General features: G+C 72.3%; 18 protein-coding genes and 2 pseudogenes. 12 read left to right on the forward strand and 8 right to left on the reverse strand.

The window, feature by feature from the left end; translation table 11 throughout:
• On the reverse strand, nt 1–215 hold a 215-nt coding region (locus ACFWBW_RS30115), incomplete at its 3' end, for a hypothetical protein (RefSeq protein WP_385378968.1).
• Here ACFWBW_RS30115 and ACFWBW_RS30120 point away from each other — a divergent pair.
• The 4 genes from ACFWBW_RS30120 to xdhC all read left to right on the forward strand — a co-directional run bounded on the left by ACFWBW_RS30120 (nt 204) and on the right by xdhC (nt 6,459).
• The gene (locus ACFWBW_RS30120; RefSeq protein ID WP_385378971.1) at nt 204–1,370 is read left to right on the forward strand and encodes a cytochrome P450; all 1,167 of its coding nucleotides are present in this window, start codon (nt 204–206) and stop codon (nt 1,368–1,370) included. The two genes, ACFWBW_RS30115 and ACFWBW_RS30120, sit on opposite strands and share 12 nt — an antisense overlap.
• 316 nt (nt 1,371–1,686) lie before the next feature.
• Entirely contained in the window at nt 1,687–3,174 is a 1,488-nt protein-coding gene (locus tag ACFWBW_RS30125; protein ID WP_385378974.1) for a xanthine dehydrogenase small subunit, read from the forward strand.
• Entirely contained in the window at nt 3,171–5,573 is a 2,403-nt protein-coding gene (gene xdhB, locus ACFWBW_RS30130) for a xanthine dehydrogenase molybdopterin binding subunit (protein WP_385378977.1), read from the forward strand. Before ACFWBW_RS30125 ends, xdhB begins: the two co-directional genes overlap by 4 nt.
• 1 nt (nt 5,574) lies before the next feature.
• The gene (gene xdhC / locus ACFWBW_RS30135) at nt 5,575–6,459 is read left to right on the forward strand and encodes a xanthine dehydrogenase accessory protein XdhC (protein WP_385379061.1); all 885 of its coding nucleotides are present in this window, start codon (nt 5,575–5,577) and stop codon (nt 6,457–6,459) included.
• A gap of 51 nt (nt 6,460–6,510) precedes the next feature.
• Here xdhC and ACFWBW_RS30140 read toward each other — a convergent pair whose 3' ends face one another.
• From ACFWBW_RS30140 to ACFWBW_RS30150, 3 genes are all read right to left on the reverse strand, one after another.
• Nucleotides 6,511–7,704 carry an MFS transporter gene (locus ACFWBW_RS30140; protein WP_385378980.1) on the reverse strand — a complete coding sequence of 398 codons (1,194 nt, stop codon included), beginning with the start codon at nt 7,702–7,704 and terminating at the stop codon, nt 6,511–6,513.
• 35 nt (nt 7,705–7,739) lie between these two features.
• Nucleotides 7,740–8,279 (reverse strand): hypothetical protein, encoded by a 540-nt coding sequence (locus ACFWBW_RS30145; protein ID WP_385378983.1) that lies wholly within the window; start codon nt 8,277–8,279, stop codon nt 7,740–7,742.
• 113 nt (nt 8,280–8,392) lie between these two features.
• Nucleotides 8,393–9,586 (reverse strand): serine hydrolase domain-containing protein, encoded by a 1,194-nt coding sequence (locus ACFWBW_RS30150; protein WP_385378986.1) that lies wholly within the window; start codon nt 9,584–9,586, stop codon nt 8,393–8,395.
• A 160-nt stretch (nt 9,587–9,746) separates the two neighbouring features.
• Here ACFWBW_RS30150 and ACFWBW_RS30155 point away from each other — a divergent pair.
• Nucleotides 9,747–9,860 (forward strand): annotated as a pseudogene (locus ACFWBW_RS30155) (M23 family metallopeptidase); the annotation flags it as partial.
• A gap of 114 nt (nt 9,861–9,974) precedes the next feature.
• Here ACFWBW_RS30155 and ACFWBW_RS30160 read toward each other — a convergent pair.
• Nucleotides 9,975–11,804, reverse strand: a complete 1,830-nt coding sequence (locus tag ACFWBW_RS30160; RefSeq protein ID WP_385378988.1) for a beta-galactosidase family protein — start codon at nt 11,802–11,804, stop codon at nt 9,975–9,977.
• A gap of 148 nt (nt 11,805–11,952) precedes the next feature.
• Here ACFWBW_RS30160 and ACFWBW_RS30165 point away from each other — a divergent pair, with 148 nt between their 5' ends.
• The 3 genes from ACFWBW_RS30165 to ACFWBW_RS30175 all read left to right on the forward strand — a co-directional run bounded on the left by ACFWBW_RS30165 (nt 11,953) and on the right by ACFWBW_RS30175 (nt 16,523).
• Nucleotides 11,953–13,107 (forward strand): substrate-binding domain-containing protein, encoded by a 1,155-nt coding sequence (locus ACFWBW_RS30165; protein WP_385378990.1) that lies wholly within the window; start codon nt 11,953–11,955, stop codon nt 13,105–13,107.
• A gap of 174 nt (nt 13,108–13,281) precedes the next feature.
• Nucleotides 13,282–15,702, forward strand: coding sequence for a polysaccharide lyase 8 family protein (locus ACFWBW_RS30170; protein ID WP_385378993.1), 2,421 nt, complete (start codon nt 13,282–13,284; stop codon nt 15,700–15,702).
• A gap of 113 nt (nt 15,703–15,815) precedes the next feature.
• Nucleotides 15,816–16,523, forward strand: a complete 708-nt coding sequence (locus ACFWBW_RS30175) for a heparin lyase I family protein (protein ID WP_385378996.1) — start codon at nt 15,816–15,818, stop codon at nt 16,521–16,523.
• A gap of 43 nt (nt 16,524–16,566) precedes the next feature.
• On the opposite strand, the gene ACFWBW_RS30180 is transcribed toward ACFWBW_RS30175, so the two are convergent.
• Nucleotides 16,567–16,860 carry a hypothetical protein gene (locus ACFWBW_RS30180; RefSeq protein ID WP_385378999.1) on the reverse strand — a complete coding sequence of 98 codons (294 nt, stop codon included), beginning with the start codon at nt 16,858–16,860 and terminating at the stop codon, nt 16,567–16,569.
• Nucleotides 16,861–16,885: 25 nt separating this feature from the next.
• Between ACFWBW_RS30180 and ACFWBW_RS30185 the strand changes: the two are divergent.
• Nucleotides 16,886–17,320, forward strand: a pseudogene (locus tag ACFWBW_RS30185) (S1 family peptidase); the annotation flags it as partial.
• Nucleotides 17,321–17,521: 201 nt separating this feature from the next.
• Here ACFWBW_RS30185 and ACFWBW_RS30190 read toward each other — a convergent pair.
• Nucleotides 17,522–18,010: a nuclear transport factor 2 family protein gene (locus ACFWBW_RS30190; protein WP_385379002.1), complete on the reverse strand. Its 489-nt coding sequence runs from the start codon at nt 18,008–18,010 to the stop codon at nt 17,522–17,524.
• Between the two features lie 147 nt (nt 18,011–18,157).
• On the opposite strand from ACFWBW_RS30190, the gene ACFWBW_RS30195 reads away from it, so the two are divergent.
• Nucleotides 18,158–18,376 carry a hypothetical protein gene (locus ACFWBW_RS30195; RefSeq protein WP_385379005.1) on the forward strand — a complete coding sequence of 73 codons (219 nt, stop codon included), beginning with the start codon at nt 18,158–18,160 and terminating at the stop codon, nt 18,374–18,376.
• Nucleotides 18,377–18,486: 110 nt separating this feature from the next.
• Complete coding sequence (locus tag ACFWBW_RS30200; RefSeq protein WP_385379008.1) at nt 18,487–21,006, forward strand: SpoIIE family protein phosphatase; 2,520 nt, start codon at nt 18,487–18,489, stop codon at nt 21,004–21,006.
• 11 nt (nt 21,007–21,017) lie between these two features.
• Here the strand turns inward: ACFWBW_RS30200 and ACFWBW_RS30205 are convergent, their stop codons facing one another.
• Nucleotides 21,018–23,156, reverse strand: coding sequence for a hypothetical protein (locus ACFWBW_RS30205; protein WP_385379011.1), 2,139 nt, complete (start codon nt 23,154–23,156; stop codon nt 21,018–21,020).
• 254 nt (nt 23,157–23,410) lie between these two features.
• Between ACFWBW_RS30205 and ACFWBW_RS30210 the strand changes: the two genes are divergently transcribed.
• On the forward strand, nt 23,411–24,430 hold the full coding sequence (locus ACFWBW_RS30210) for an AraC family transcriptional regulator ligand-binding domain-containing protein (RefSeq protein WP_385379014.1): 1,020 nt from the start codon (nt 23,411–23,413) through the stop codon (nt 24,428–24,430).
• Nucleotides 24,431–24,483 lie beyond the last annotated feature (53 nt).

Genomic DNA, 24,483 nt, shown 5'->3' on the forward strand with positions numbered 1-24,483 from the left:
CTGCTCCTGCAGGGGGAGGGGCCCCTCCTCTCTTTTTTCCCCCCCTTTCCCTCTCTTCTTTTTTTGCCCCCCCCCCCCACGGCAACAGGCGTGCGTTCGAGCGGGACCGCCTCGGCTTCCTGCTCGACCAGCAGCGGTACGGCGACCTGGTCCGCGTCGACGACGACCTGTACCTCGTGAACTCGCCCGTCCTCGCGGAACAGGTGCTCAAGCACACCAACACCACCTACACGATCGCCCGGGACCTGCTGGGCGAGGCGACCGACGGAAGCCGCGCCTCCGAAGACCTGGCCCTGTGGATGCGGGCCCGCGCCCTTGCCGGACGCGGCCTGAACCGGACCGGTACGCGGGCCGCCGGCGACCGCCTCGCGGCCGCCGTCACCCGTCACGCGGACACCTGGCGCGCACGCGGCAGGATCGAGGCGATCCCCGCGCTGGAGGACCTCACCGCCCACCTCATCGCGGAATTCTGCCTCGGACCCGAGACGGGCGCGGTCCCCGACCTCCTGGCCCGGCTGCAGGACGCGCTGCTGCCTCCCGCCCTGCCCCTGCCGGCCCGCTGGCACGCACTGCGCCGACACCGCCTGCGCCGCGCCTCCCGCGACCTCGCCGACGAGGTCTCCGCCCTGATGCGCCGCCGCCGTGCCACCCGGCGGGAGGACTCCCCGCCCGCGGTCGCGGACCTCCTGGACACCGCCTGCGAGGAAGGCGCCCTCACCCGCGAGGGCGCGACCAGCGTGATCGTCGCCAACCTGTTCGCCGCCCACGAGACCACGGCCGCCGCGCTCTCCTGGCTGCTGCTCCTCCTCGACCGGCACCCGCACCTGCGCCGCCGGGTACGGGACGAGGCCGACCGGGAACTCGCCGGGCGACCCCCCACCGCGGCCGATGTGCCCCGGCTGCCCGTCGCCGGGGCCGTCGTGAAGGAGACCCTGCGGCTGTATCCCCCGCTCTGGCTCGTCCAGCGGACCGTGGAGGAACCCACCGAGCTCGCCGGTTTCCCGCTCCGCCGCGGCCAGCGGGTCGGCGTCAGCCCCTTCGTCCTCCACCGCGACCCGCACCACTACGACCGGCCCGCCGCCTTCGACCCGGACCGCTGGATCGAGCGCCCCGACACCCCTCTGCCCAAGTACGCCTTCATGCCCTTCGGCGGCGGACCGCGCAACTGCCTCGGTACGCACTTCGCCACGACGGCCATGACCATCGCGGCCGCGACCCTCACCCGCGACTACCGGATCAGCCAGTCCCCCGGCACCGCGACGACCTTCGACACCCGCACGATCCTCCAGCCGCACGGCCTCACCCTCGACGTCGCCGGCCCTCGTATTATCGACCGAGATGTGCTTGACCGATCAATCTTCGGCACGTAACTTCGACCGAACCAACTCGAGGGCCACTGGAAGGAGGCGAAGCCGGATGTCGACCATCTCCGTACCGCTTCGCCTCGCACACCAGACCGCCTGGGCTCCGGGTCGGGTCGCACACGGCTGCTGAACAGCCCCCATTCCCCGGCGTGCCCGCTCGCGGCCCCGGAAGTTCTCCACCACTCTGTCACCACTTACGGCGCCTCCTCGCGTGCCGATCTGCCGCGCTCCGGGTTGTCGAGCCGCGGCCACTGAACGAGAAAGCTCCTGCCATGGCAACTAGGACAGTCCGATCGACCGCGCCCCGGAACGGGGACGTGCCGTGGTAGCGGCGCGGATCACGGTCAACGGGAAAGAAACACCGATCTCTCCGGCCGCAGCCCACACCACGGTGTTGGACTTCCTGCGCGACCGCGGCCTCACCGGCACCAAGGAGGGCTGCGCCGAAGGCGAATGCGGCGCCTGTTCGGTGCTCGTGGCCCGGCCGGGGGTGAACAAGCCCACCGACTGGGTGGCCGTCAACGCCTGCCTGGTACCGGCCCTGGCCCTCGACGGTCAGGAGGTCGTCACCTCCGAGGGCCTCGCCACCGTCGACGCGTCCGGCGCACCCACCGCGCTGCACCCCGTACAGGAGGAGATGGCCGTCCGCGGCGGCTCCCAATGCGGTTACTGCACACCGGGGTTCATCTGCAGCATGGCCTCCGAGTACTACCGGCCCGACCGCTGCGCACACGCGGACCCGGCCGCCGACTCGACCACCGACCCGGCCGACGGCGTCGACCCCGAGCACGGCCCGAACGGTTTCGACCTGCACGCGCTGAGCGGCAACCTGTGCCGCTGTACCGGCTACCGCCCGATCCGCGATGCCGCGTTCGCCGTCGGCTCGCCGACCGAGGACGACGTCCTGGCGCAGCGCCGCGAGCAGTCCCCGCCCGAGCCCGCCGCCACCGAATACGCCAAGGACGACAGCGTGTTCCTGCGGCCCGGCACCCTCGCGGAGACGGTGCGGCTGCTGAGCGAGCGACCCGGGGCGGTGGTGGTCGCCGGCAGCACCGACTGGGGCGTGGAGGTGAACATCCGCTCCCGTCGGGCCGATTGCGTGATCGCGGTGGACCGACTGCCCGAACTGCGGGAGCTGCGCGTCGAGTCCGACCACATCGAGATCGGGGCGGCGCAGACGCTGACCGAGATCGAACGCCGGCTCGACGGCAGCGTCCCGCTCCTGGCGGAGCTGTTCCCGCAGTTCGCGTCCCGGCTCATCCGCAACAGCGCCACCCTCGGCGGCAATCTGGGCACCGGCTCCCCCATCGGCGACAGCCCGCCGGTGCTGCTCGCGCTGGAGGCCTCGCTGCTGCTGGCCGGCGGCGACGGCGAGCGCGAGGTCCCCCTGGCCGACTACTTCACCGGCTACCGGCAGAGCGTGCGCCGTCCCGGCGAGCTGATCCGCGCGGTGCGCATCCCGCTGCCGCTGTCGCCCGTCACGGCCTTCCACAAGATCGCCAAGCGGCGTTTCGACGACATCTCGAGCGTCGCGGTCGCCTTCGCCCTCGACATCGAGGACGGGACCGTCCGCAAGGCGCGCATCGGCCTGGGCGGCGTGGCCGCCACCCCGATCCGCGCGCTCAGCACCGAGGCGGCCCTGGAGGGCAACGCCTGGACGGCGGAAACCGTCGAGGCCGCGGCCCGGATCCTGCGGGCCGAGGGCACCCCGATGGACGATCACCGCGCCAGCGCCCTCTACCGCTCCGCGATGCTCGGCCAGAGCCTGCTCAAGCTGTACGCGCACACCACCGAGGCGGCGAAGTCATGAGCCAGTTGTCCCAGCGCCCCGAAAAGCCCGTCGTCGGGGTTTCGATGCCGCACGAGAGCGCGAACCTGCACGTCACCGGTGCGGCGCTCTACACCGACGACCTGGTCCACCGCACCAAGGACGTCCTGCACGCCTACCCGGTCCAGGTCATGAAGGCCCACGGCAGGATCACGGCGCTGCGCACCGAGCCGGCGCTCGCCGTGCCCGGTGTGGTCCGCGTACTGACCGGGGCCGACGTGCCCGGCGTCAACGACGCCGGAATGAAGCACGACGAGCCCCTCTTCCCCGACACGGTCATGTTCCACGGGCACGCGGTCGCCTGGGTCCTGGGCGAGAGCGTGGAGGCGGCCAGGCTCGGTGCGGCGGCCGTCGAGGTGGAGCTCGACGAACAGCCCTCCGTGATCACCCTGCGGGAGGCGATCGAGACCGAGAGCTTCCACGGCGCCCGGCCCCTGATGGTGACCGGCGACGTGGACGCGGGCTTCGAGGACTCCGCGCACGTGTTCACCGGGGAGTTCCAGTTCTCCGACCAGGAACACTTCTATCTGGAAACGCACGCGGCGCTCGCTCTCCTCGACGAGAACGGGCAGATGTTCATCCAGAGCAGCACCCAGCACCCCTCGGAAACCCAGGAGATCGTCGCCCACGTACTCGGCCTGCACAGCCATGAGGTGACCGTGCAGTGCCTGCGGATGGGTGGCGGCTTCGGCGGCAAGGAGATGCAGCCTCACGGGTTCGCGGCCATCGCCGCGCTCGGTGCCAAGCTCACCGGCCGGCCGGTCCGCGTACGGCTCAACCGGACCCAGGACCTGACCATGTCCGGCAAGCGCCACGGGTTCCACGCCACTTGGAAGATCGGCTTCGACACCGAGGGCCGCATCCAGGCACTGGACGCCACCCTGACCGCCGACGGCGGCTGGAGCCTGGACCTGTCCGAGCCCGTGACGGCCCGCGCGCTGTGCCACATCGACAACACCTACTGGCTGCCCAACGCGCGCATCGCCGGACGCATCGCCAAGACCAACAAGGTCTCCAACACCGCCTTCCGCGGTTTCGGCGGCCCCCAGGGCATGCTGGTGATCGAGGACATCATGGGCCGGTGCGCCCCGCTGCTCGGCCTGGATCCGATGGAGCTGCGCGAGCGCAACTTCTACCGCCAGGGCCAGTCGACGCCGTACGGGCAGCCCGTCCCCCACCCCGAGCGGATCTCCGTCATCTGGCAGCAGGTCAAGGACGACGCCGCCCTGGCCGAACGCGGGCGCGAGATCGCGGCCTTCAACGCCGCGCACCCGAACACCAAGCGGGCGCTCGCGATGACCGGGATCAAGTTCGGCATCTCCTTCAACCTCACCGCCTTCAACCAGGCCGGTGCGCTGGTGCTGGTCTACAAGGACGGCTCCGTCCTGATCAACCACGGCGGCACCGAGATGGGGCAGGGCCTGCACACCAAGATGCTGCAGGTGGCCGCGACCACGCTGGGCATCCCGCTGCACAAGGTCCGGCTGGCCCCGACGCGCACCGACAAGGTGCCCAACACCTCGGCCACCGCCGCCAGTGCGGGGGCGGACCTCAACGGCGCGGCGGTGAAGAACGCCTGCGAGCAGATCCGCGAGCGGCTGCTCCAGGTGGCCGGCACGCAGCTGGGTACGAACGCCTCGGACGTGCGCATCGTCGAGGGCGTCGCGCGCGCCCTCGGCAACGACAAGGAACTCGCCTGGGACGACCTGGTGCGCACCGCGTACTTCCAGCGGGTCCAGCTCTCGGCGGCCGGCTTCTACCGGACCGAGGGCCTGCACTGGGACGCGAAGGCGTTCCACGGCTCGCCCTTCAAGTACTTCTCCTACGGTGCGGCCGCGACCGAGGTGGAGGTGGACGGCTTCACCGGTGCGTACCGGATCCGGCGGGTGGACATCGTCCACGATGTCGGCGACAGCCTCTCACCGATGATCGACATCGGTCAGGTCGAGGGCGGTTTCGTCCAGGGCGCGGGCTGGCTGACGCTGGAGGACATGCGCTGGGACTCCGGCGACGGCCCGAACCGCGGCCGTCTGCTGACCCAGGCCGCGAGCACGTACAAGCTGCCCAGCTTCTCGGAGATGCCCGAGGAGTTCAACGTCAGGCTGCTGGAGAACGCCACCGAGGAGGGCGCGGTCTACGGGTCCAAGGCGGTCGGTGAGCCCCCGCTGATGCTGGCCTTCTCCGTACGGGAGGCCCTGCGGCAGGCGGCCGCGGAGTTCGGGCCCGCCGGGATCAGCGTGGAGCTGGCCTCGCCGGCCACGCCCGAGGCGGTGTACTGGGCGATCGAAGGAGCGCGCCGGGGCGGTGCGTTCCGCGACGGGCAGGCGGCGGCCGACGGCGGCCCGGTCCTCGCCGACGCAAGCGCCTTGAGCAATGTCTGACATGAGCTGGGTCGCCGCGGTCGCGCGGTTGCGGGCACGCCGGGAAGCCGGCGTGCTCGTGACCGTCGCGGCCGTGCGCGGCCACGCGCCCCGGCGGGCCGGTGCCAAGCTCGTCGTGGGGCGGACCGGGACCTGGGGTTCGATCGGCGGCGGCAACATCGAGGCCGTCGCCATCGACCGGGCGCGCGAACTGAGCGGCGCGGCCGATCCTGAGCCGGAGCTGATGGAGTTCGCCCTCAACGACAAGGTCACCGGCCGGCACGGCGTGCAGTGCTGCGGCGGAGCCGTCACCGTGCTGCTCGAACCGCTGCCGGTGGTCCAGGCGGTGGCCGTCTTCGGTGTCGGGCACGTCGGTCTGGAACTGGCGCGCATCCTGGCCCGTCAGGACCTCGACCTGCACCTCGTCGACAGCCGCCCGGACATGCTCACCGATGAGCGGCTGGGGGTGCTCGGCGACGCGGTGGCGCAGGTCCACGTGCACCACACCCCGCTGCTTCCGGAGACGGTGCTCGGGGAGCTGCCGCCCGGCACCCACGTCCTGATCATGACGCACGATCACGCCGAGGACGCCGCACTGTGCGACGCCGCCCTGCGCACCGACGGTCTCGGCTCGATCGGTCTGATCGGCTCCTCCGCGAAGTGGGCGCGGTTCCGGCAGCGCCTGGCCACCGAGGGCGGTCACGACGCCGGCACCATCGACCGGATCACGACCCCGATCGGGCTGACCGAGATCACGGGCAAGGAGCCCGCCACGATCGCGGTGAGCGTGGCGGCGGACCTGCTCCGCACCTTCGAGCAGGACCGCCATTGGGCGGTCCCGCCCCCGGTCGCGGTCCCGGACACGATGGCCGAGGTGGCGTACCCCGCGGCCGCCGGCGGCGCGTGAGTCCCCCGGACCCGCGCGCCGGCCGCCGCCGGGCCGGGCGGTCTCGTCCGCTCAGTGCGCGGCGGCCCGCGCCGGGCGCCTGAGCAGGTAGCCGACCGCGGTCAGGACGAGCACCGCCATGCAGCCGATGAACACCAGTCCCGCACCCTCCAGCCCGAGGGGTCCTTCCAGTACGCCCACCCCGATCACGGGCAGCGAGATGCCCGTGTACGCCACCAGGAACAGGGTGGAGATCACGGCTGCCCGCTGGTCCGCCGGCGACGCCCCGGCCACCGCGGACAGTGCCCCGCGGAAGGCCAGCCCCTGCCCGAGTCCGCCCACGAGGGCGCTCAGCACCACCAGCGCCAGCAGGTCCCACCACAGCGCGCCCGCGAGCAGCGCCAGTCCGGCGAGGAGCGCGACGCACCCGAGCGGCAGCGAGCGCTCCACGCCGACGCGGCCGACGGCCAGCTGCCCGGCGGTCGAGGCGAAGAAGGCCAGCGCCACCACGAGCCCGCTCAACGCCTTGTTGTGCACGTCCAGGGACTGCGCGAGGAACGCCGGGCTGACCGAGGTGAACACCCCGAACAGGGCGAAGCCCACGAACGCGGCGATCGCCGCCGGCCCGAACACCGCCCGCACCTGCGGAGGCAGGGCGGGCCGCTGCGGTCGTACGGTGCTCAGCGGCCGGCGCTCACGGACCGTCTCCGGGAGCCGCAGCAGGACGACGGCCGCGCCCGCCACGAGCCCGAGGTGCACCACGAACGGCAGGTACAGCGGCCAGGAGGCGTACTGCGCGAGGACCCCGGCGAGCAGCGGGCCGCAGCCCAGTCCGCCCATATTGGCGGCCGTCGCCACGAACGTGGCCCGCGAGGCGCCGCCGGGCGGTGCCAGCTCCATCACGTACGCGGTGGCGGCCCCGGTGAACAGGCCGGCGGACAGACCCGACAGCAGCCGTCCCGCGTACAGCCAGGGCATCGACTCGGCGCACAGGAAGCAGACGGCGCTCGCCGCGGCGAACCCGAGCCCCGCCAGCAGGACCGGCCGCCGGCCCACGGAGTCCGAGGCATTGCCCGCCAGCAGCAGTACGCCGATGACACCGAAGGCGTACACGGCGTACACCACGGTCACCATCAGCGCCGAGAAGCCGAACTTCTCCTGGTAGAGCCCGTAGAGGGGGGTCGGCAGCGTGGTGCCGGCCATGCACACGGCGAACACCGCCCCGCTCAGCAGACACCTGCGCCACCCTTGCCGATCAAGGTCCATGCCGCCGACCGTAACCCGGGAGCCCGGATTCCGCGTCAGTACACCAGCTTGTAGGTCACGTCCTTGGGGACCGGGTCCGGTGCGGTGTCGGTGTAGACGAGCCGGATCGTGGTGAAGCGGAGGAGGTCGGGGTGGTCGGGCCAGGCCTGCGGATTGCCCAGGGTCACCCTGACCGGGTAGGCGTGGAAGCGTCCGGCCGCGCAGTACGGGCGGCAGTCGTTGACCATGTCGGTGCCGGTGGCCGTGGCGCCGGCCGGCCCCCAGGTCTCCCAGCGCAGACCGACGAGCCGGTTGTTCCCGTCGCCGCAGGCCAGGAGGTACTCCGGAGGGCGCATCTGGGCCTGCGCGAAGCAGTCGACGACCACGACCGGATCCTGTGAGACCGCGGTCCGGGCGGAGGACGCGGCGCCGCCGGTACGTGCGGAGGGGGCCGCGGAGGCCGGGAGCACGACGGCCGTCATCGCCGCCACCGTGCACAGCAGGGCGGCGGTGCGCACCCTGCGCCGGGAGGCGGTGCGCGGGGATGCGGTGTGCCGGGATGCGCGTTCGGGGCGGCCACCTGCGGAAACGTTCACGGAAGACCTTCCTCGCCACTGTGCGCGCCGCCGGTATCACCGGGGTATTCCCAGCTTCCCCCATGGGGGTGAAGCTCGCACCCGCGGGAACCGTGCGGGTGCGAGCTTGCCGGTCACTTGCGCAGCAGGGCGCAGACGAAGTCCTCCTGGACCTGCCGGACCTGTTCGAGCAGGTCGGGGTTGATGGTCAGGGACGTCTGCGCGGTGATGGAGAAGGTCAGCGAGCGCCGGCCGTCCGCCGTGGCCGCCACGAACTGCGTGTAGCCGGCGGTGTTGCCGGTGTGGCCGTACACCGCCCCGCAGCGGGTGGTGTAGCGGAAGATCGCCAGGCCCGCCTCGGTGCGGCCGGGGCCGGGGGGCTGGGACAGGGCGCCGGGGATGAACTTGAACTGCTGGCGCCGGGTGCGCTCCGAGACGAGGGCGCCGCCCGCGTAGCCGCGGATGAAGGCGGTCAGGTCCTTCGGCGTCGAGACGATGCCTCCGGACGCCCAGGCTCCCGAGGCGCCCACGGCCTCGCTGACGTCGATCGGCCCCTCCTGCGGATCGATCTGGTAGCCGTGCAGGTAGGGCTCGGGCAGTCGGTATCCCTGGGGCAGGCTCGTGGCCCGCAGGCCCAGGGGCTCGTAGACGAGCTCGCGCAGCAGCGTCTCGTACCGGCGTCCGGTGGCGGCCTCGGCCATGAGGGCGACGGCGATGTTGTCGGAGTTGGAGTACGCGTAGCGGCTGCCCGGCTGGAAGGCGAGGTCCTGGTCCGCGACGAACTCCAGCAGGCGGCGGGAGTCGAAGCGGTGTCGGGGGTCCTCGGAGACGATGTCGATGAACCCCTGGGAGGAGGAGTAGTCGGGCAACCCACTGGTGTGATTCAGCAGTTGACGGAGCGTCACTTGGTGCCACGCGGCCGGCTGCCCGGGCAGCACCTTTCCGATGGTGTCGTCGAGGTGCAGCCTGCCGCGGTCGACGAGCCCGAGGGCCACCGCTCCGCTGAAGGCCTTGGCGACGCTGGCGATCCGCATGTGGTCTCCTGCCTGCGGCGGCCGGCCGCTCTCCACGTCGGCCACGCCCGCCCGGTAGACCTTCGTACGGTCGCCGTCGCGCAGGACGGCGATGACCCCGGGGGGCCCGTCGGGCCGTTCCACCAGTTCCCGCAGCTCCTGCTGGAGGGCGCCGCCGGGGGGCGGGTTGCGGTCCGCTCCGGCCTGCGCGGGCTGGACGGAGACGGCGAGCAGGGCGCCGCACACTGCGGTGGCGGCGGCCAGGCGCAGCGACGGGCGGATCCGGCCGGATTGGCCGTGCGGGCGTCGGGACACGGAGGTACCTCCCGGGGAAGACGGACGCGGTGGCCCACCATGGCAGGGGCCGCACCGGGGCCGGCGGCGACACGGCCGCACGCGGGCGGGCCGTGGCCCATCCGGCCCTGACGGCCGGCTTTCGCCGGGGTACGGAGTGTCCTTCCGGCCGTATCGGGTCGTGGCGGCCCACCTCTCCACGATCGCCGTCCGGACCGGCGGGCAGATCACCGCCGGGACCGAGATCGGCCTCTCCGGGAGCACCGGCAACTCGACCGGCGCCCACCTCCACTTCGAGGTCCGCACCGGCCCGCCCGGATACGGCACCGGCATCGATCCCGTCGGCTACCTCCGCGGCCGCGGCGCCGCACTGGACCGCGGGGGCCCGTTCGGCACCGGCCGGCGCGGCCTACCAGACGGGAATGGGCGCGGGCGCCTCCGTGCCGAGGTCCGGTGCGTCGCGGAGCTCGACGGTGGCCCCGGGCCGGTGGAGTTCGAGGATCACCAGGGTGTTCTCGCCCGCGCGCCACAGCGGACCCGGTGCGTACAGCGTCTTCTGCGGGCCGCGGTCCCAGAACCTGCCCAGGGCGAAGCCGTTCAGCCAGACCATGCCCTTGGTCCAGCCCGGGAGGGCGACGAACGCGTCGGCGGCGGAGTCCAGTTCGACGGTGACCCGGTGGAAGGACGGCCCGTCCGGGAGCGCGCCGTGGCCGAACTCGAGTCCGGACAGGTCATCGAGGGGCAGCGGCCTGATCTCCCAGCCGAACTGGTACTGGTTGTCCAGCCTGACACCGTCGCGGATGCCCTTGCGATCGGCCAGCAGGGGGCCGTAGTTGATCCGCCCCTGGTTCTCCACCAGGATGTCGAGCTCCGCACCGCCGTCGGGCACGGCGACGGTCAGGGCCGCGAGCGGCTCGTCCCGCTCCAGCAGCCCGATCTCCCGTCCGTCCAGGAAGACTTGAGCCCGGTCGGCCAGCCCGTCGATGCGCAGCGCCGCCTCGGGCAGGGGTCCGCGCAGGCGGGTCCGGTAGTGGATCAGGCCCAGGGACTGGCCCGCTTCCTCCATGGTCAGCGGCTCGACGTGGTGCACGGGCTTGGAGAGTGCGTCCAGGGAGTCGGCCAGCGAGGCGCGGCCGTCCACGGAGAGCAGCCGGGGAACCACGCGCGGGGGCAGAGCGGGGGGTTCGTGGGTGACGGGGCCGGTGTGCCGGCCGATGACCTCGCGGAAGAGGTGGAACTTCCGGGTGAGTTCGCCGGCCTCGCCGACGGGGGCGTCGTAGTCGTAGCTGGTCACGTCGGGCTGGTAGGTGGCGCCGTCGTGGTTGGCGCCGTTCCACCAGCCGAAGTTGGTGCCGCCGTGGCCCATGTAGATGTTCACCGAGGCGCCTGCGGCGAGCAGGCTGTCCAGGGTGGCGGCGGCGTCCTCGGCATCGCGCGTGTGGTGCGGTTCGCCCCAGTGGTCGAACCAGCCGTGCCAGTACTCCACGCAGACCAGAGGTCCTTCCGGCTGGTACGTGCGCAGGGTCGCGAGCGAGCTCTCGGGGCGCGAGCCGAAGGTGCCGGTGGTCAGGACGCCGGGGATGCGGCCGCCGAGCTGGAAGCCGTGGTCGGCGCCGTCGGTGGTGAACAGCAGGCAGTCGATGCCCCGTCGGACCAGGCCGTCGCGGAGGTGTTCCAGATAGCCGGTGTCGTTGCCGAAGCTGCCGTACTCGTTCTCGACCCCCACGGCCACTACCGGCCCGCCCCGGCTGCCGAGGAGGGGGACCAGTACGGGGGCCAGGGTGTCGAACCAGGCGTCGACGGCGGCCAGGTACGCGGGGTCGCGGCGGCGGATCCTGATGGTGCGGTCGGCCAGCAGCCATCCGGGCAGTCCGCCGAAGTCCCATTCGGCGCAGATGTAGGGGCCGGGCCGGACGATGACGTCGAGACCCAGGTCGCCGGCGGTTCGGATGAAGGCCGCCACGTCGTTCGGCCCGCCGAAGGTGAACGCGCCGGGGCTGGGCTCGTGGACGTTCCAGGCCACGTAGGTCTCGATGGTGTTCACGCCCATGGCGCGCAGGCGCAGCAGGCGGTCGGCCCAGAGGTCGGGGTGCACCCGGAAGTAGTGGATGGCGGCGGAGACGATCCGGTGCGGGCGGCCGTTCCGCAGGAAGCCGGTCGCGTCCGTGGCCAGCGTCGTGACCGGGGTCGCAGCGGGCGCCGTGATCGACGTCGTGACCGGCGGGTGGGGTGGCTTCACGTGAGCGCTCTCTTTCGGTGACTTCCGGTGGTGCTCGACTCGTCGGCCGACGGGGCTCCGGCAGGAGGAAAGCCCCGCATAGAAAGCGCTTTCTACGGGCCACGGATCACGCTAGGCTGAAGCAGCCCGAGGGGTCAAGGGAGATCGCATGCGGGAGAGGGTCGACGAGCGGCACAAGAGGGTGCTGCGGCTCGTGCGGGAGTACGGGAGCGTGCGGATTTCCGACCTCGCCACCGAGCTCGGGATCTCCGTGGAAACCGCGCGGCGGGACGTCGCGGCGCTCTCCGACGCGGGGCTCGTACGGAGGCTGCACGGGTCGGCGCTGTGGCCGACCGCACGGCTGAGCCCCCGTGAGGCGCGCCTGGCACGCCTGGCGCCCGAGGTGCCCGCGGCCGCACCCCTCGTGCTCGGGATGGTGGTCCCGGCGGCCGGGTACTTCTACCCGTCGGTCATTCGCGGCGCCCGGGACGCGGCCGCCGATGTCGGCGCCCGGCTGCTCGTCGCGACCACCGAGTACGACAGGGACCAGGACAAGACGCGGATCGACACCCTCATCGAGGCGGGCGCCACCGGCCTGCTCCTCACCCCCAGTTGGGGCATGGACGGCCCGGGCCCCGGCGACCTCCAGGAGCTCGCGGACCTGCCGGTCCCCGCCGTGCTGGTGGAGCGGCACGTGCCGGCGGGCTCGCCCGGAGCGGAGATCGACCGGGTCAGCTCGGCCCATGCGGACGGCGCCGCCGCCGGCGTGCGCCACCTGGCGGCCCTCGGCCATCGCCGCGTGGCCCTGCTGTCCCGCGCCACGCACACCTCGCCCGCCCTGCGGCAGGGGTACCGCGCCGCGGTCGGGTCCCTCGGGCTGCCCGAGCACGACCTCTCCCCGGCCGGAGGGCCGGGGCCGGGCGGGGCCGACGACTTCGAGCGGCGCCTCGACCGGCTGCTCGACCTCGCTTGCGCGGGCGAGGTGCGCGCCGCTCTCGTACACCCCGACTCCGCCGCGATCGTCCTGCTCCAGCGGCTGACCGAGCGGGGCCTGCGCGTGCCGCAGGAGTTCTCGATCGTCTGCTACGACGACGAGTTGGCGACGCTGGCGGACGTTCCGCTGACTTCGGTCGGACCCGTGAAGGGCGCGGTCGGCGAAGCAGCGCTGAACCTGCTGCTGCGCCGGCTGGAGAACCCCGGGGCCGAGAGTTCGCACGTCGCGCTGCTGCCGCGGCTGAAGGTGCGCAGCTCCTGCGGCGCCCCCTCCCCCGTCGCGGACGGGACCCGGCTCCGCGGCCGGCCGGCCCGAACGGCGGGTCGCTGACCCGGACGGCGGCGCGGTGACCGATCGGCGGCCCGGTGACCCGAACGGCCGCCCGGTGACCGCTTCTTGACCGAATGGGAGCGGAGCATTGACTTCCGGTCACCGGAATCGAAGTCTGGCCGACCAGCGAGACCAACGCCGCACCGGATACCGCCGCACCAGATTGGTTCCTCCATGACTTCTTCCGCCTGGCCCCGTCGTACCTTCCTGCATGCGGCAGGGGGAAGCGCCCTCGCGCTGGGGCTCACGGGATGGACCTCCCTCCCGGCCACTGCGGCCGGGGCGGCCGCCACCGGCGAGGAGTTCGCCGCCCTGCGCGCGAAGTGGCGGAACCTGATCCTGGGCACCGGATTCAGTCCGACGGCCGAACCCTTCAGAACGCTGCTCGCCAACCTCGGTGCCACGGCCCGGGGTTACCTCTCGACGATGGCCCCCGCCGTCGGCTCCCTGTGGCCCGGTGTGATCTGGGCCGACCCGGATCCGGATCTCGACGCGGAGTCGTACGCCTTCTCGGCCCGCATGAACGACAGCTACACCAGGCTGAACGTCATGGCCCAGGCCTTCTGCCAGCCCGGAACCGGACTCACCGGCGACACCGCCCTGCTCGAAGCGGTCATCACCGGACTCGAGCACCTCCATGACCAGGTCTACAACCCGGCCACCGTCCCGTACGGCAACTGGTGGAACTGGCAGATCGGCGCCCCGCAGGCCCTCATGGACACCTGCGTACTGATCCACGACCACCTGACGCAGGACCAGAAGACCCGCTTCTGCGCGGCCGTGGACCACTTCCTGCCCGATTCGGCCGTGGCCGCGTACACCGGAACCAGCACCGGCGCGAACCGTGTCGACCTGTGCCGCGGCATCATCCTGCGCGGGGTCGTCGGAGAGAACCCTGACAAGATCGCCCTGGCAGCCCGGGCCCTGACGCCCGTCTTCCCGTACGTCACCTCCGGCGACGGCTTCTACACCGACGGCTCCTTCATCCAGCACACCTCCGTCCCGTACATCGGCGGCTACGGCTCGGTGCTGCACGACGGCGTGGGCCGCATCCTCGCGCTGCTGCGCGGATCCGCCTGGCAGCTGAACGACCCCAACACCCAGCTCTTCCTCGACACCGTGGAATCGGCCGTCGCACCGTTCATCTACAACGGCCTGATGATGGACAACGTCTCCTCCCGGGGCATCAGCCGGCAGGGCGGCAGCGACCACCTGCGCGCCCACGGCCTCCTCGCCACCCTCGTCCTTCTCGGTCAGGGCGCCTCCCCCGAGGAGAACGCGCGGTGGCGCGCCATGGTCAAGGGCTGGCTCCGGCGCGACTACCACTACCCCGCCCTCAAGAACCCCGGCCTGAGCCTGATCCGGGCCTCGCTGCTGCAGGGCCTGCAGGACGACACCTCGGTCACCGCGGCTCCCGAGCCCGTCGGGCACCGGCTCTTCCACAACATGGACCGGGTCACCCACCGGCGCCGCGGCTGGGCGGCCTCGGTCAGCATGGCGTCGAACCGCATCGCACACTACGAGTTCGGCAACGGCGAGCACGCCCGCGGCTACCACACGGGCGCCGGCTGGCTGTCCTGGTGGGGCAGCGACTTCGGCCTGGAGCAGTACTCCGACGCGTACTGGCCCACGGTCGACCCGTACCGGCTGCCCGGCATCACCGCGTCCCGCAAGCCCCTCGCGGACGGGCAGGGCGGCAACTGGGGCAGCCCCCGTCCGGACGCGGCCTGGGTCGGCGGCACCACCGACGGCGAGTTCGGCGCCACGGGCCAGCACCTCAAGGGCCTGGCCGGCACGATGAGCGCCAAGAAGTCCTGGTTCTGGCTGGACGACTCCATCGTCTGTCTCGGAGCCGGCATCGGCTCCACCGACGGGTTCCCCGTCGAGACCACCATCGACAACCGACACCTCGGAACCACCGGCGCCCCCGCCCTGACCGTCAACGGCAGGCCGCAGCCGGCCACGCAGGGCTGGACGGCCACCTTCGAGGACGCCGAGTGGGCGCACATCGAAGGCCAGGCAGGCTACGTCTTCCCCGCCGGGGCCAGGCTCGGCGCCGTACGCGAGGAACGCACCGGCGCCTGGAAGGACATCAACACCGGCGGCTCCGCCGACCCGATCACCCGCCGCTACCTCACCCTGTTCACCGACCACGGCACGGACCCCTCCGACGCCGGCTACGCCTACGTCCTCCTGCCGGGCGCCGGCATACGGACGACCGAGCAGCGCTCCCGCGACCGGGGCCGGCTGAAGATCCTCGCCAACACCGCCGACCAGCAGGGCGTCCGCGTCGCCAAGCTCGGCTTCACGGCCGTCAACTTCTGGTCGCCGGGCACCGTGGACAAGATCACCACGAACGCCCCCGCCTCCGTCCTGATCCGGGAGAACCGGAACGGAACCGCGACCGTCGTCGTCTCGGACCCCGCCCGGCAGGCGACCTCGCTGGAGGTCCGGTGGAACCGCCGCGTCTCCAAGGTCCTCTCCAAGCCGTCCACCGTCACCGGGGCCACCACCGGCGATGCGCTGACCCTCACGTTCGGCGACCTCACGGCCCAGGCCGGGGGGCCGCAGTCCATCACGGTCCGACTCGGCTGAACCGCCCGGTGGAGGGGCCCTCCACCGTCGGGTTGACAACGTTGCCAGCCCGGCCCTCACCCACTCCCCCGCGCCCCACTCCCCCCCACTCCCCCCACTCCCAGGAGGACAGCATGCAGCGAAGCAACGTCCGACTCATCGCCCCCACCGCCCTGGCCGCCGCACTCACCTTCGCCACGACATCACCCGCGCACGCCGCGGTCGAGTGGGACGGCGACGCGGACAACGCAGGGACCGCCGTCTTCGCCACGGTCGTGTGCGACGACCCGTCCTACGTCTACCAGCCCGACTGGAACGACGGCCGCGGCAAGATCTTCGCGTTCACCAAACCGGCGGGCTCCGAACGCTGCGAAGGCCTCGGCATCGCCGGCCGGACCCTCACGGAGGGCAGGACGTACTGGTTCGGCTGGGAGTCCATGACCAAGACGGGGAACGCGCAGACCGTCTTCCAGTGGAAATCGTGGGGCACCGATGCGGAGCAGGACCAGAACTACCCCGTGCTGATGAAGGTGGAGGACAGCCTGCTGAAGATCTGGTACGTCGCACCGGGCGAGGAATGGATCGCCGCCGGAAGCGTCCCCTGGCCCCCGGGCACCTGGAACAAGATCGAGCTGGGCATCAACGCCCGGTCGTCCACCAGCGGTTCCTTCGCCCTCTACGTCAACGGCCGGCTGGTGGCCGACCGACAGGACGCACGGACCTGGGACCTCAAGGGCAACGTGCCCCGCTGGGGAACCTACGGCTCGACCATCACCGGCGTCGAGTCGGTCAACTGGGTGGACGGACTGAAGATGGGCACCACGCGCGAAGACGTCGACTAGGTCGTATCTGCGCGGACTTCCGTGTCGGGTCGCCGGGCGGACATCAGCCCCGCAGCGGGCCCTCACCGAACGCCGTGTTCGGCACGTACAGTTCGCCGACCTTGGCCATCTGCTCGTCGAGGAAGGCGTCGTAGCCGCTCTGGACGGCTGCGTCGGCGCCGAGGCGACGTCGCCAGGCGTCGAATCCGGCGACGTCGTTGGACCGCAGGAACCGGTACATGGCCTGGAGTTCGGAGGGCTTGTCCCGCCACAGGTACTCGTAGAAGGTGCCGGCGTAGTCGTAGAACCGGAAGCCGTCCCCTGCGTAGGTCGCGTGGAGGAGTTGGCCCACGGTCATCCGCGGGCCGCCGGTCGCCGGCGGCGACGTGGCCGGTACCTGGTACACCAACTCCGCCCAGAGCACGCTGATCGGCCCCACCGTCGGGTCCAGCTTCCCGGGCAACGACTACGCGCTGGTCCGCTACGACAACGCCTCGCTCAGCCACCCCGGCGGTTTCACCGCCGCCAACGCCTACGTGGGCGAGCCCGTCAAGCGGAGCGGGTCCACCACCGGCACGAAGAGCGGTACGGTCACGGCCCTGAACGCCACCGTCCACTACAGCGGCGGCGGCACGGTGCGCGGCATGATCCAGACCAACGTGTGCGCGGAGCCGGGCGACTCGGGCGGCGCCCTGTACGACGGCACGAAGGCGCTGGGCATCACCTCCGGCGGCAGCGGCAACTGCTCGGTCGGCGGCACGACGTTCTACCAGCCGGTGCCCGAGGCCCTCGCCAAGTACCGGGTATCCCTCCTCTGAGACCAGCCGGCACCACCCCGGGGACCCCTTCCCTCAGCAGCCCGGAAGGTGCCCGCCCCGGAGCCACACCCGGGGCGGGCACCCGTGCGCCCCGAAACCGACTGCGGTCGGCCCGGATCGAATCCACCCCACGTCGCGGATGGCGCGCACCACTGCCCGTTCCGGGGCCGGCCACCTCACGAACCCGCACTCGCCCGGCGCTCATCGGCTCGCGGTACCCGGGTCGGGGGGATCGAGGCGTTCCGTAGGGCCGGCGAAGGACAGGAAGAGGGTCCGGGTGGCGAGCAGCCAGCTTCCGTCCACCTTGCGGAACGTGTCTTCGTAGTGGCCCACTTGTGTCGGGGGCCGGGGTGGCACCAGGCCCCCGGAGTAGCCGTCGACGCGGTACGTGGAGAAGTAGGCGGTGGCGGTGGCCGTGTCCGGGGAGGTCACGGTGACCAGGATGTTGGTGCACATACGACGCGACAGCCGGTCCTCGGGCCGGGCGCCGAAGTAGTCGCGAAGGGCCTCGCGGCCCGTTATGCGGCGATCCCCGGCGGGCCACTGCCAGGTCCCGTCCGGCGTGAACAGCTCCGCCACCGAGCTCGGGGTCCCGAGGTCGAGCCGGTGGACGAACTCGATGATCAGTCGCTCACAGGCCCGCTCGGCCAGCAGACGTTCCATGGGGTCCGGAGTGGTCTCAACATTCATGATCAACTCTTAGCAGGCCCTCGGGCGGAAGCGAAGGTTCCCGGAACGGGCCGGCTTCACCTCCGAGGCGGACGCTCCGGATGGCCTCGTGGCCCGGCCGGAAGGGGTGTCTATGCTCTGCGCCTATACCGACGCCCGGGGGTCCCCATGTCCAACGATCGCTCCGCCACCTACTACGCCAGCCTGTTCTCCATGGCCATGCTCACCGCGCTCGGCGGTGTGTGCGTGTTCTTCGGGGCCGTCCTCGACCTATGGTGGTTCTACGCGCTGGCCGTCCCCTCTGCCTGCGGGGTGCTCGGTACCGGCGTCTACGAGTGGCTGAAGAGGCCGAGCCGCGTCCGAGCCCGGGAGACCGGGGACGCGTAGGCCCCCGCTGACCGCTGCAAGCCGGTACCGGATGGCGTAGCGCCTCTGGCCCTCGTTGCGGACTTCGACCAGCATGGGCACAGCGGGACCGGCGGACGAGATGGGCACGCATGCGCGCCACTGAGGGCAACCAGGATTACCCCTTCGCTGTCACCAACACGGCCGCGGCACTGCTGGACGGTGCCGGGACCGTCGTCGCCTGGACACCTGTCGCCGAAGCCCTCCTGGAGCGCCGGTCCGCCGACGTGTGCGGACGGCCGGCACGGGAGCTCCTGGCAGACCCGAGCGGCTGGGCAGCGGTTCTGGCTCAGGGGCGAGAGGGGCGAGAGGGGCGAGGCGGAAGAGGGGCCGGGTGGGAGGGCAGGGCCGTGCTGCGGCACGGGGCGGGAGGCGAGGTGGAGATCGGCTTCCGCGTCGTTCCGCTGAACGACGGCGCGCCGGGGGACCAGGGCCGCTGCCTCGTGCTCGGCGCACCCCTGGAGCTCGTCACCCGCTGGCGGCAGGACCACGCCTTCACGCACGAACTGTTCCTGCAGGGCCGCGTGGGCCTGGCCGTCTTCGACGCGGACCTGCGCCTGCTCCGGACGAACACGCACCTGTTGCCGTACACCGGGGTGCCCGTCGACCTGAAGGGCCGGCGCCTCGCCGACTTCCTGTGGGCCGAGGACGCGCGGATCATCGACGACCGGCTGCGGGAGGTGCTGCGCAGCGGAAGCCCCCTGATCGGTTTCAACGCGACCGCGCGCACCTTGGACGACTCGAGGGGCGGCCGGGTCGTGACCATCCAGGCGTTCCGGCTGCAGGAACCCGACGCACGTCCGATGGGTGTGGCGGCGGTTTTCACGGACGTCACCGACCACGAGCGGTCGCGCGGGCGCCTGGACCTGCTGTACCGCGCTACGGGCGCGCTGGGCGGTTCGCTGTCCGTCCTGCGCACCGTCGAGGACCTGGTCAAGATCCTGGCGCCCGCGTTCGCCGATTGTGCCGCGGTCGATCTCGCGGAGACCGTCCTGACCGGCGGCGAGCCGGCCGCTGACGGGCATCCCGCGCCGCCACTCATCCGGATGGCCGTCGCCGGAGCGGACGCGGACGTGCTGCGTACGGGTACGGCCCGCTTCGCCGCTCCCCTCGCGGCGGGCGTGCCCGAGCCGGGCGTACCCAAGGCCGGCGTGCCCGAGGCGGGCGTGCCCAAGGCCGGCGGACCCGCGGTGCGGGAGTGCCGGGGAGAACTGGTCACCGGCCTCGGAACCCGCCCCACCGCGCCCCTGAGCGACGCCGCCCCGGAGTGGGCCGCGGCCGTACCCGGTGCGCATTCGGCGATGACGGCGCCGTTGTCCGTACGGGGCATCGGGTTCGGAAGGATCACGCTCTGGCGCACCGGGAACGCTCGCCCGCTGGACGAGGACGACCTGGTGCTCCTGGAGGAGATCGCCGCCCGGGCGGCCGTCGCCGTGGACAACGCGCGGCGGTACACCAAGGAGCGCCGCACTGCCGTGGGCCTGCAGCGCAGCCTCCTGCCGCCGGCCACCTCGGAAACGCCCGCGCTGGAGGCCGCCGGCCTCTACCTTCCCGCCGACGCGGACAGCGGAGTGGGCGGCGACTGGTTCGACGTCATCCCCCTGTCGTCGGCCCGGGTCGCCCTGGTGGTCGGGGACGTCGCCGGTCACGGGCTGCACGCCACGGCCATGATGGGGCGCCTGCGCAGCGCCGTACGCGCGATGGCGGACCTGGAACTGGAGCCCGAGGAACTGCTGGCGCACGTCGACGACATGGTCCTGCAGGTCGCCGCCGAGGCGGAGAGCGACGACTCGGAGGACGGCGAGGCGGGTACGCCGCTGCGCGGCGGACCGGCCGGTGCCACCTGCCTGTACGCCGTCTACGACCCGGTCACCCGCAGGTGCGTCATGGCGAGCGCCGGGCACCCGCCGCCGGCCGTGGTCGGCCCGGACGGAACCGTGGAGTACGTCGAGCTGAGCCCCGGGCCGCCCCTGGGGGTCGGCGGCTGGCCCTTCGAGCCGGTCGAACGGGATCTGCCTCCGGGGAGCGTCCTCGCCCTGTACACCGACGGCCTGATCGAACGCGGAGCGGGGGACATCGACCAGGGAATGCGCGACCTGGCGGACCGCCTGCTGCGCGCGGACGTACTGGGCCGGCCGCTGCGCGAGGCCCGGCACGACATCGTGGAGGGGTTGCCACCGGGCCGGCTGAAGGACGACGTCACCCTCCTGCTGGCCCGTACCCGGGTGGTGGACGACGCCTCCGTCGCGACATGGGTGCTCGCCGCCGACCCGGCGGTCGTCGGCGACGCGCGCCATCTCGTCCTGGAGCAGCTGACCGCCTGGGACCTCGACGAGCTCGCCTTCAGCACGGAGCTCATCGTCAGCGAGCTGGTCACCAACTCCATTCGGCACGCCGGCGGCGAGGTCCGGCTCCGGCTGATCCGGGCGGACACCCTGACGTGCGAGGTCTCGGACTCCAGCAACACCCAGCCGAGGATGCGGCGTGCGAGGAGCCACGAGGAAGGCGGGCGCGGCCTGTACATCGTCGCCCAGCTCTCGCACCGCTGGGGCAGCCGCTACACGGTGGGGGGCAAGACCGTCTGGTCCGAACAGGCCCTGCCCCCCGTTTGACGGGCCGGTCGCTACGGAGCGGCCGCTACCGGCATGACGTGGCCGAGCAGGCCCTCCTTCACGTAAGGCCCTTCACAGTCGGCCCTGTTGGAGACGAAGTGGTCGAACACGGAGGGTGCGTAGCACCGGTAGAGGGGCACCGAGCCCGGGACCGCGCCGGTGTACACGTATCCGATCGCACCGAGGGGCTGTTGGCCCTCGCATCCCGGGTCGCGGGTCAGCAGCGAGTGGTTCGCCACCTTGCACTCGTAGAGCCGGACCGTGCCGGGCGCGGGGTCCCGCAGCACCTTCCACACCCCCTCGTGGGTGAACCCGGCGGGCAGGGAGCGTGAGGAGGCGAGGTGCCCGGCGTGGGGGCGGTGGCCGCGGACCAGCGGTACGTACGGGGTGGTGTGGCCGTCGGCTCCCTCCCAGGTGCGCAGGTACCCCTCGGCTCCCCGCATGAGCTCGTCCACCACGTCCTGGCCGCCGGTGACCCGGATGTCCTCGATCCAGTCGGGTACGAGGCCGTAGTGGGTGCCGCCGCCGTCGGTGTTGACGTCCCAGACGCGCGAGCCGGTGACCTGCCGGTCGAGGACCGAGCCGCCGTTGGGGCTGCGGAAGGGGTAGCGGACGGGGTTGCCGGCCGCGGCCCGGGGGCCGGGGAGCCAGGCGAAGCCGTTCATGTCGGTGCCGATCCCGTACCCGGCACCGTACTTGGCGCGCAGGGCGGCGTGCCTGCGCGCCTCGGCGGTGAACGCGGGCGCCTCGTACATGTGGCCCGTGATGAAGCCGCCCAGGCGGTAGACCCGCTCGGTCCAGTTGTCGTCCATCCAGCCGTGGGTGGACAGAACGCCGGAGTAGCGTTCGGTTTCGAGGACGCGCAGCGCCTGGTTGGCCGCCTTGACGCTCATGTGGTCGATTTCCAGCATCATGTTGCGCTTGGTCATGCCCAGCACCGCGTACTCGCCCAGCGCGGTCAGGCCCCGGCGGTTGCACTGTGCGGCAGCGGCCTGCAAGGGGGCTCCGTACTGCGGCAGTTCGACCCCTTCCGGCAGGGCGCCCCGGATCCGGGCCTGCGCCTGCGCCTCGGAGGTGCCGGTGTCCCCGGCCGTCGCAGCGGCGGCGCCCGCCTCCGCATGGCCCGACCCGTGGCCCGCGGCGGCCAGGCCGAAGCCGATCGGGTTGTCGTGCTCGGCGCCGGGGCAGGGCTCCGTGCTCCAGAAGGTGCCCGTCGACAGGAACTGGCCGACGTTGATGGCCATGCCCTGGGTGCCCGAGTCGAACCGGACGCCGCACAGGGCGTTGTCGAACTTGTGACACAGGAACATGCTGCGCACGCCCAGCCGGTGCAGTTCGTCGAGGCCGCGGTCGATGTCGGCCATGGTGCAGCGGGCGCCGTCCAGCACCTGCTTGCAGCCGAACGGTTCGGAGGTCTCCACCCCGAGGACGACGGCGAGCTTGCCCTCCTGGATGACCTTGCGGGCCTGGTCGGGCTCGGTGACGACCCGGAACCAGCCCTTGCCGGCGCCGCCGTACATGGCGTCGACGTGGTCCTGGAGTTCGTACGTCTTCTGGATCTGGAGCCTGATCGCGGTCATCTCGTCGCAGCCGCGGTCCTTGAAGAAGTAGAGGGAGCAGATGACGCCGTTGGTGACCATGTCGTTCACCAGGATCCGCTGGCCGCCCCGCCAGGCCCGCTCCACCCAGGCGTAGTACGTCTGCTGGTGGGTGGCGGAGTCGTGGGCCGGCCAGTCGCGGAACGTCGGCCAGCCGGTCGGGTCGTGCCGCCCGTCACCGCCCTTGGTGATCATGTCGAAGAGGGCGAGGACGCCGTTGGGGTAGTGCTCGGGGCAGTCCTTGAGGGCGTCCGCCGCCCCCGCCGGAGAGAAGACCTTTCCGCAGACCAGGCGGCCTCCGAAGCCCTCGTCGGACATCAGGTGCACGTGCCCGTCGACGTATCCGCGGACCCGGCCCTGGGCGTCCGTCCCGGTGAACGGCTCCCCCGTGACGTTGACCTGCGAGTCGGGTGCCGGGCGCGCCACGGGCTCCCACCACTGCGGGCCCGCCGCCGCGCCGGCGGTCGAGGGGCCGAGCAGCAGGGCGACCAGCGCGAGGACCAGGCCGGTTAACAGGTACCGGCTTCGCCCGAGGGCTCTTCGTCGGTTCATCCCCATCCCTTTCTCCTTCATGATGCGTTCATGACATGGCACGGCAAGGGCACGGCAAGAGCACGGCAAGGGCACCGCACAGGCAGGGCGGGGGCATGACAGGAGCGCGGACCGGGGCCGAAGGCCGACCTTAGGAGCTGCCCGCGGCGCCGTCATTCACCCCGGCGGCCAAGGCGTTGACTCTCCGGACCGGCACCGGCTTCGTCCCGCAGGCGGTGTTGACGGGGATGGTGCACGCGCATTGACTGACCGGCGTGTCAGCCAACGAGCCGCCCTTCGTCACCGCGTGCTACGCCCTCGCCGCTCTCAGCGCCACGGCGGAGGGCGCCGGCGATCCGGCTCCCCGGGCCTCGCCCACGGAGGGGCCGGACTTCGGCGAGGTGCGCGCGCTGTGGGACGAAGTGCTCGGCGCCGTGGGCGCCGGCCCGCACACCGGGCTCCTCGTGGGCGACCGCATCAGGCCCGAGGGCCTGCACATCCTGGGCCACCTCGTCCTCACCTGCGCCAGCCTCGCGGACGCCGCACGGGCGGCCGAGCGCTACCACCCCCTGGTGAGCCGGTCGGGCAGGGTGACCCTGCACCGCCAGGGCGGCGTCGGCCGGGTCTGCTTCCGGCCGGCCGCCGACCCGGCGGCCATGCACCCCCAGCGGGTGGAGGCGATCGTCAGCAGCATGGTGCGGGCGGGCCGCTGGATCGCCGGCGACGGCTGGGCGCCCGTGGCCGTGTCGTTCGCCCACCCCCGCAGGGGCTCGGCGGAGCCCTACGCCCACGTCCTCGGCTGCCCCGTCGCCTTCGACGCCCCGGAGACCGCGATCACGGTCGCCGGCGAGGACCTCGACCGGCGCCGCCCCCTCTACGACCCGGCGCTCAACGCCCTGCACCGGGCGTACGCCGACCGGCTCCTGCACCGGCTGTCGGCGGCGGTGCCCGTCGCCGAGCGGGTACGGCAGTGGCTGGAGGGCGCCGCGCTCGCGGACGCGGGCATCGAGGGGCCCGCGTCGGAGCTCAGCCTCAGTGTCCGGACCCTGCGCAGGGCCCTGCACGCGGAGGGCACGTCGTGGCGCGCGCTCCTCGACACCTCCCGCCACGGCCGGGCCGGGCGGCTGCTGGAGACCACCGACCTGCCGCTGGACCGGATAGCGCCGCTCGTCGGCCTGAGCGGCGCGACGGCCCTGGTCCGCGCCTTCAACCGGTGGGAGGGCATGCCTCCGGGGGTGTACAGGAGCCGGTACCGGCCCGCGTCCGCGGATCGCGAAGTGGCCGGCCCCGGGTGAGGAGGGTCACCGCGGGCGGCTCCCCGCAGGACCGTCCGCGTTGCTAGATTGTC

It is taken from the genome of Streptomyces sp. NPDC059957, assembly GCF_042730015.1.
In the GTDB taxonomy this organism is placed as follows: Bacteria; Actinomycetota; Actinomycetes; order Streptomycetales; family Streptomycetaceae; genus Streptomyces.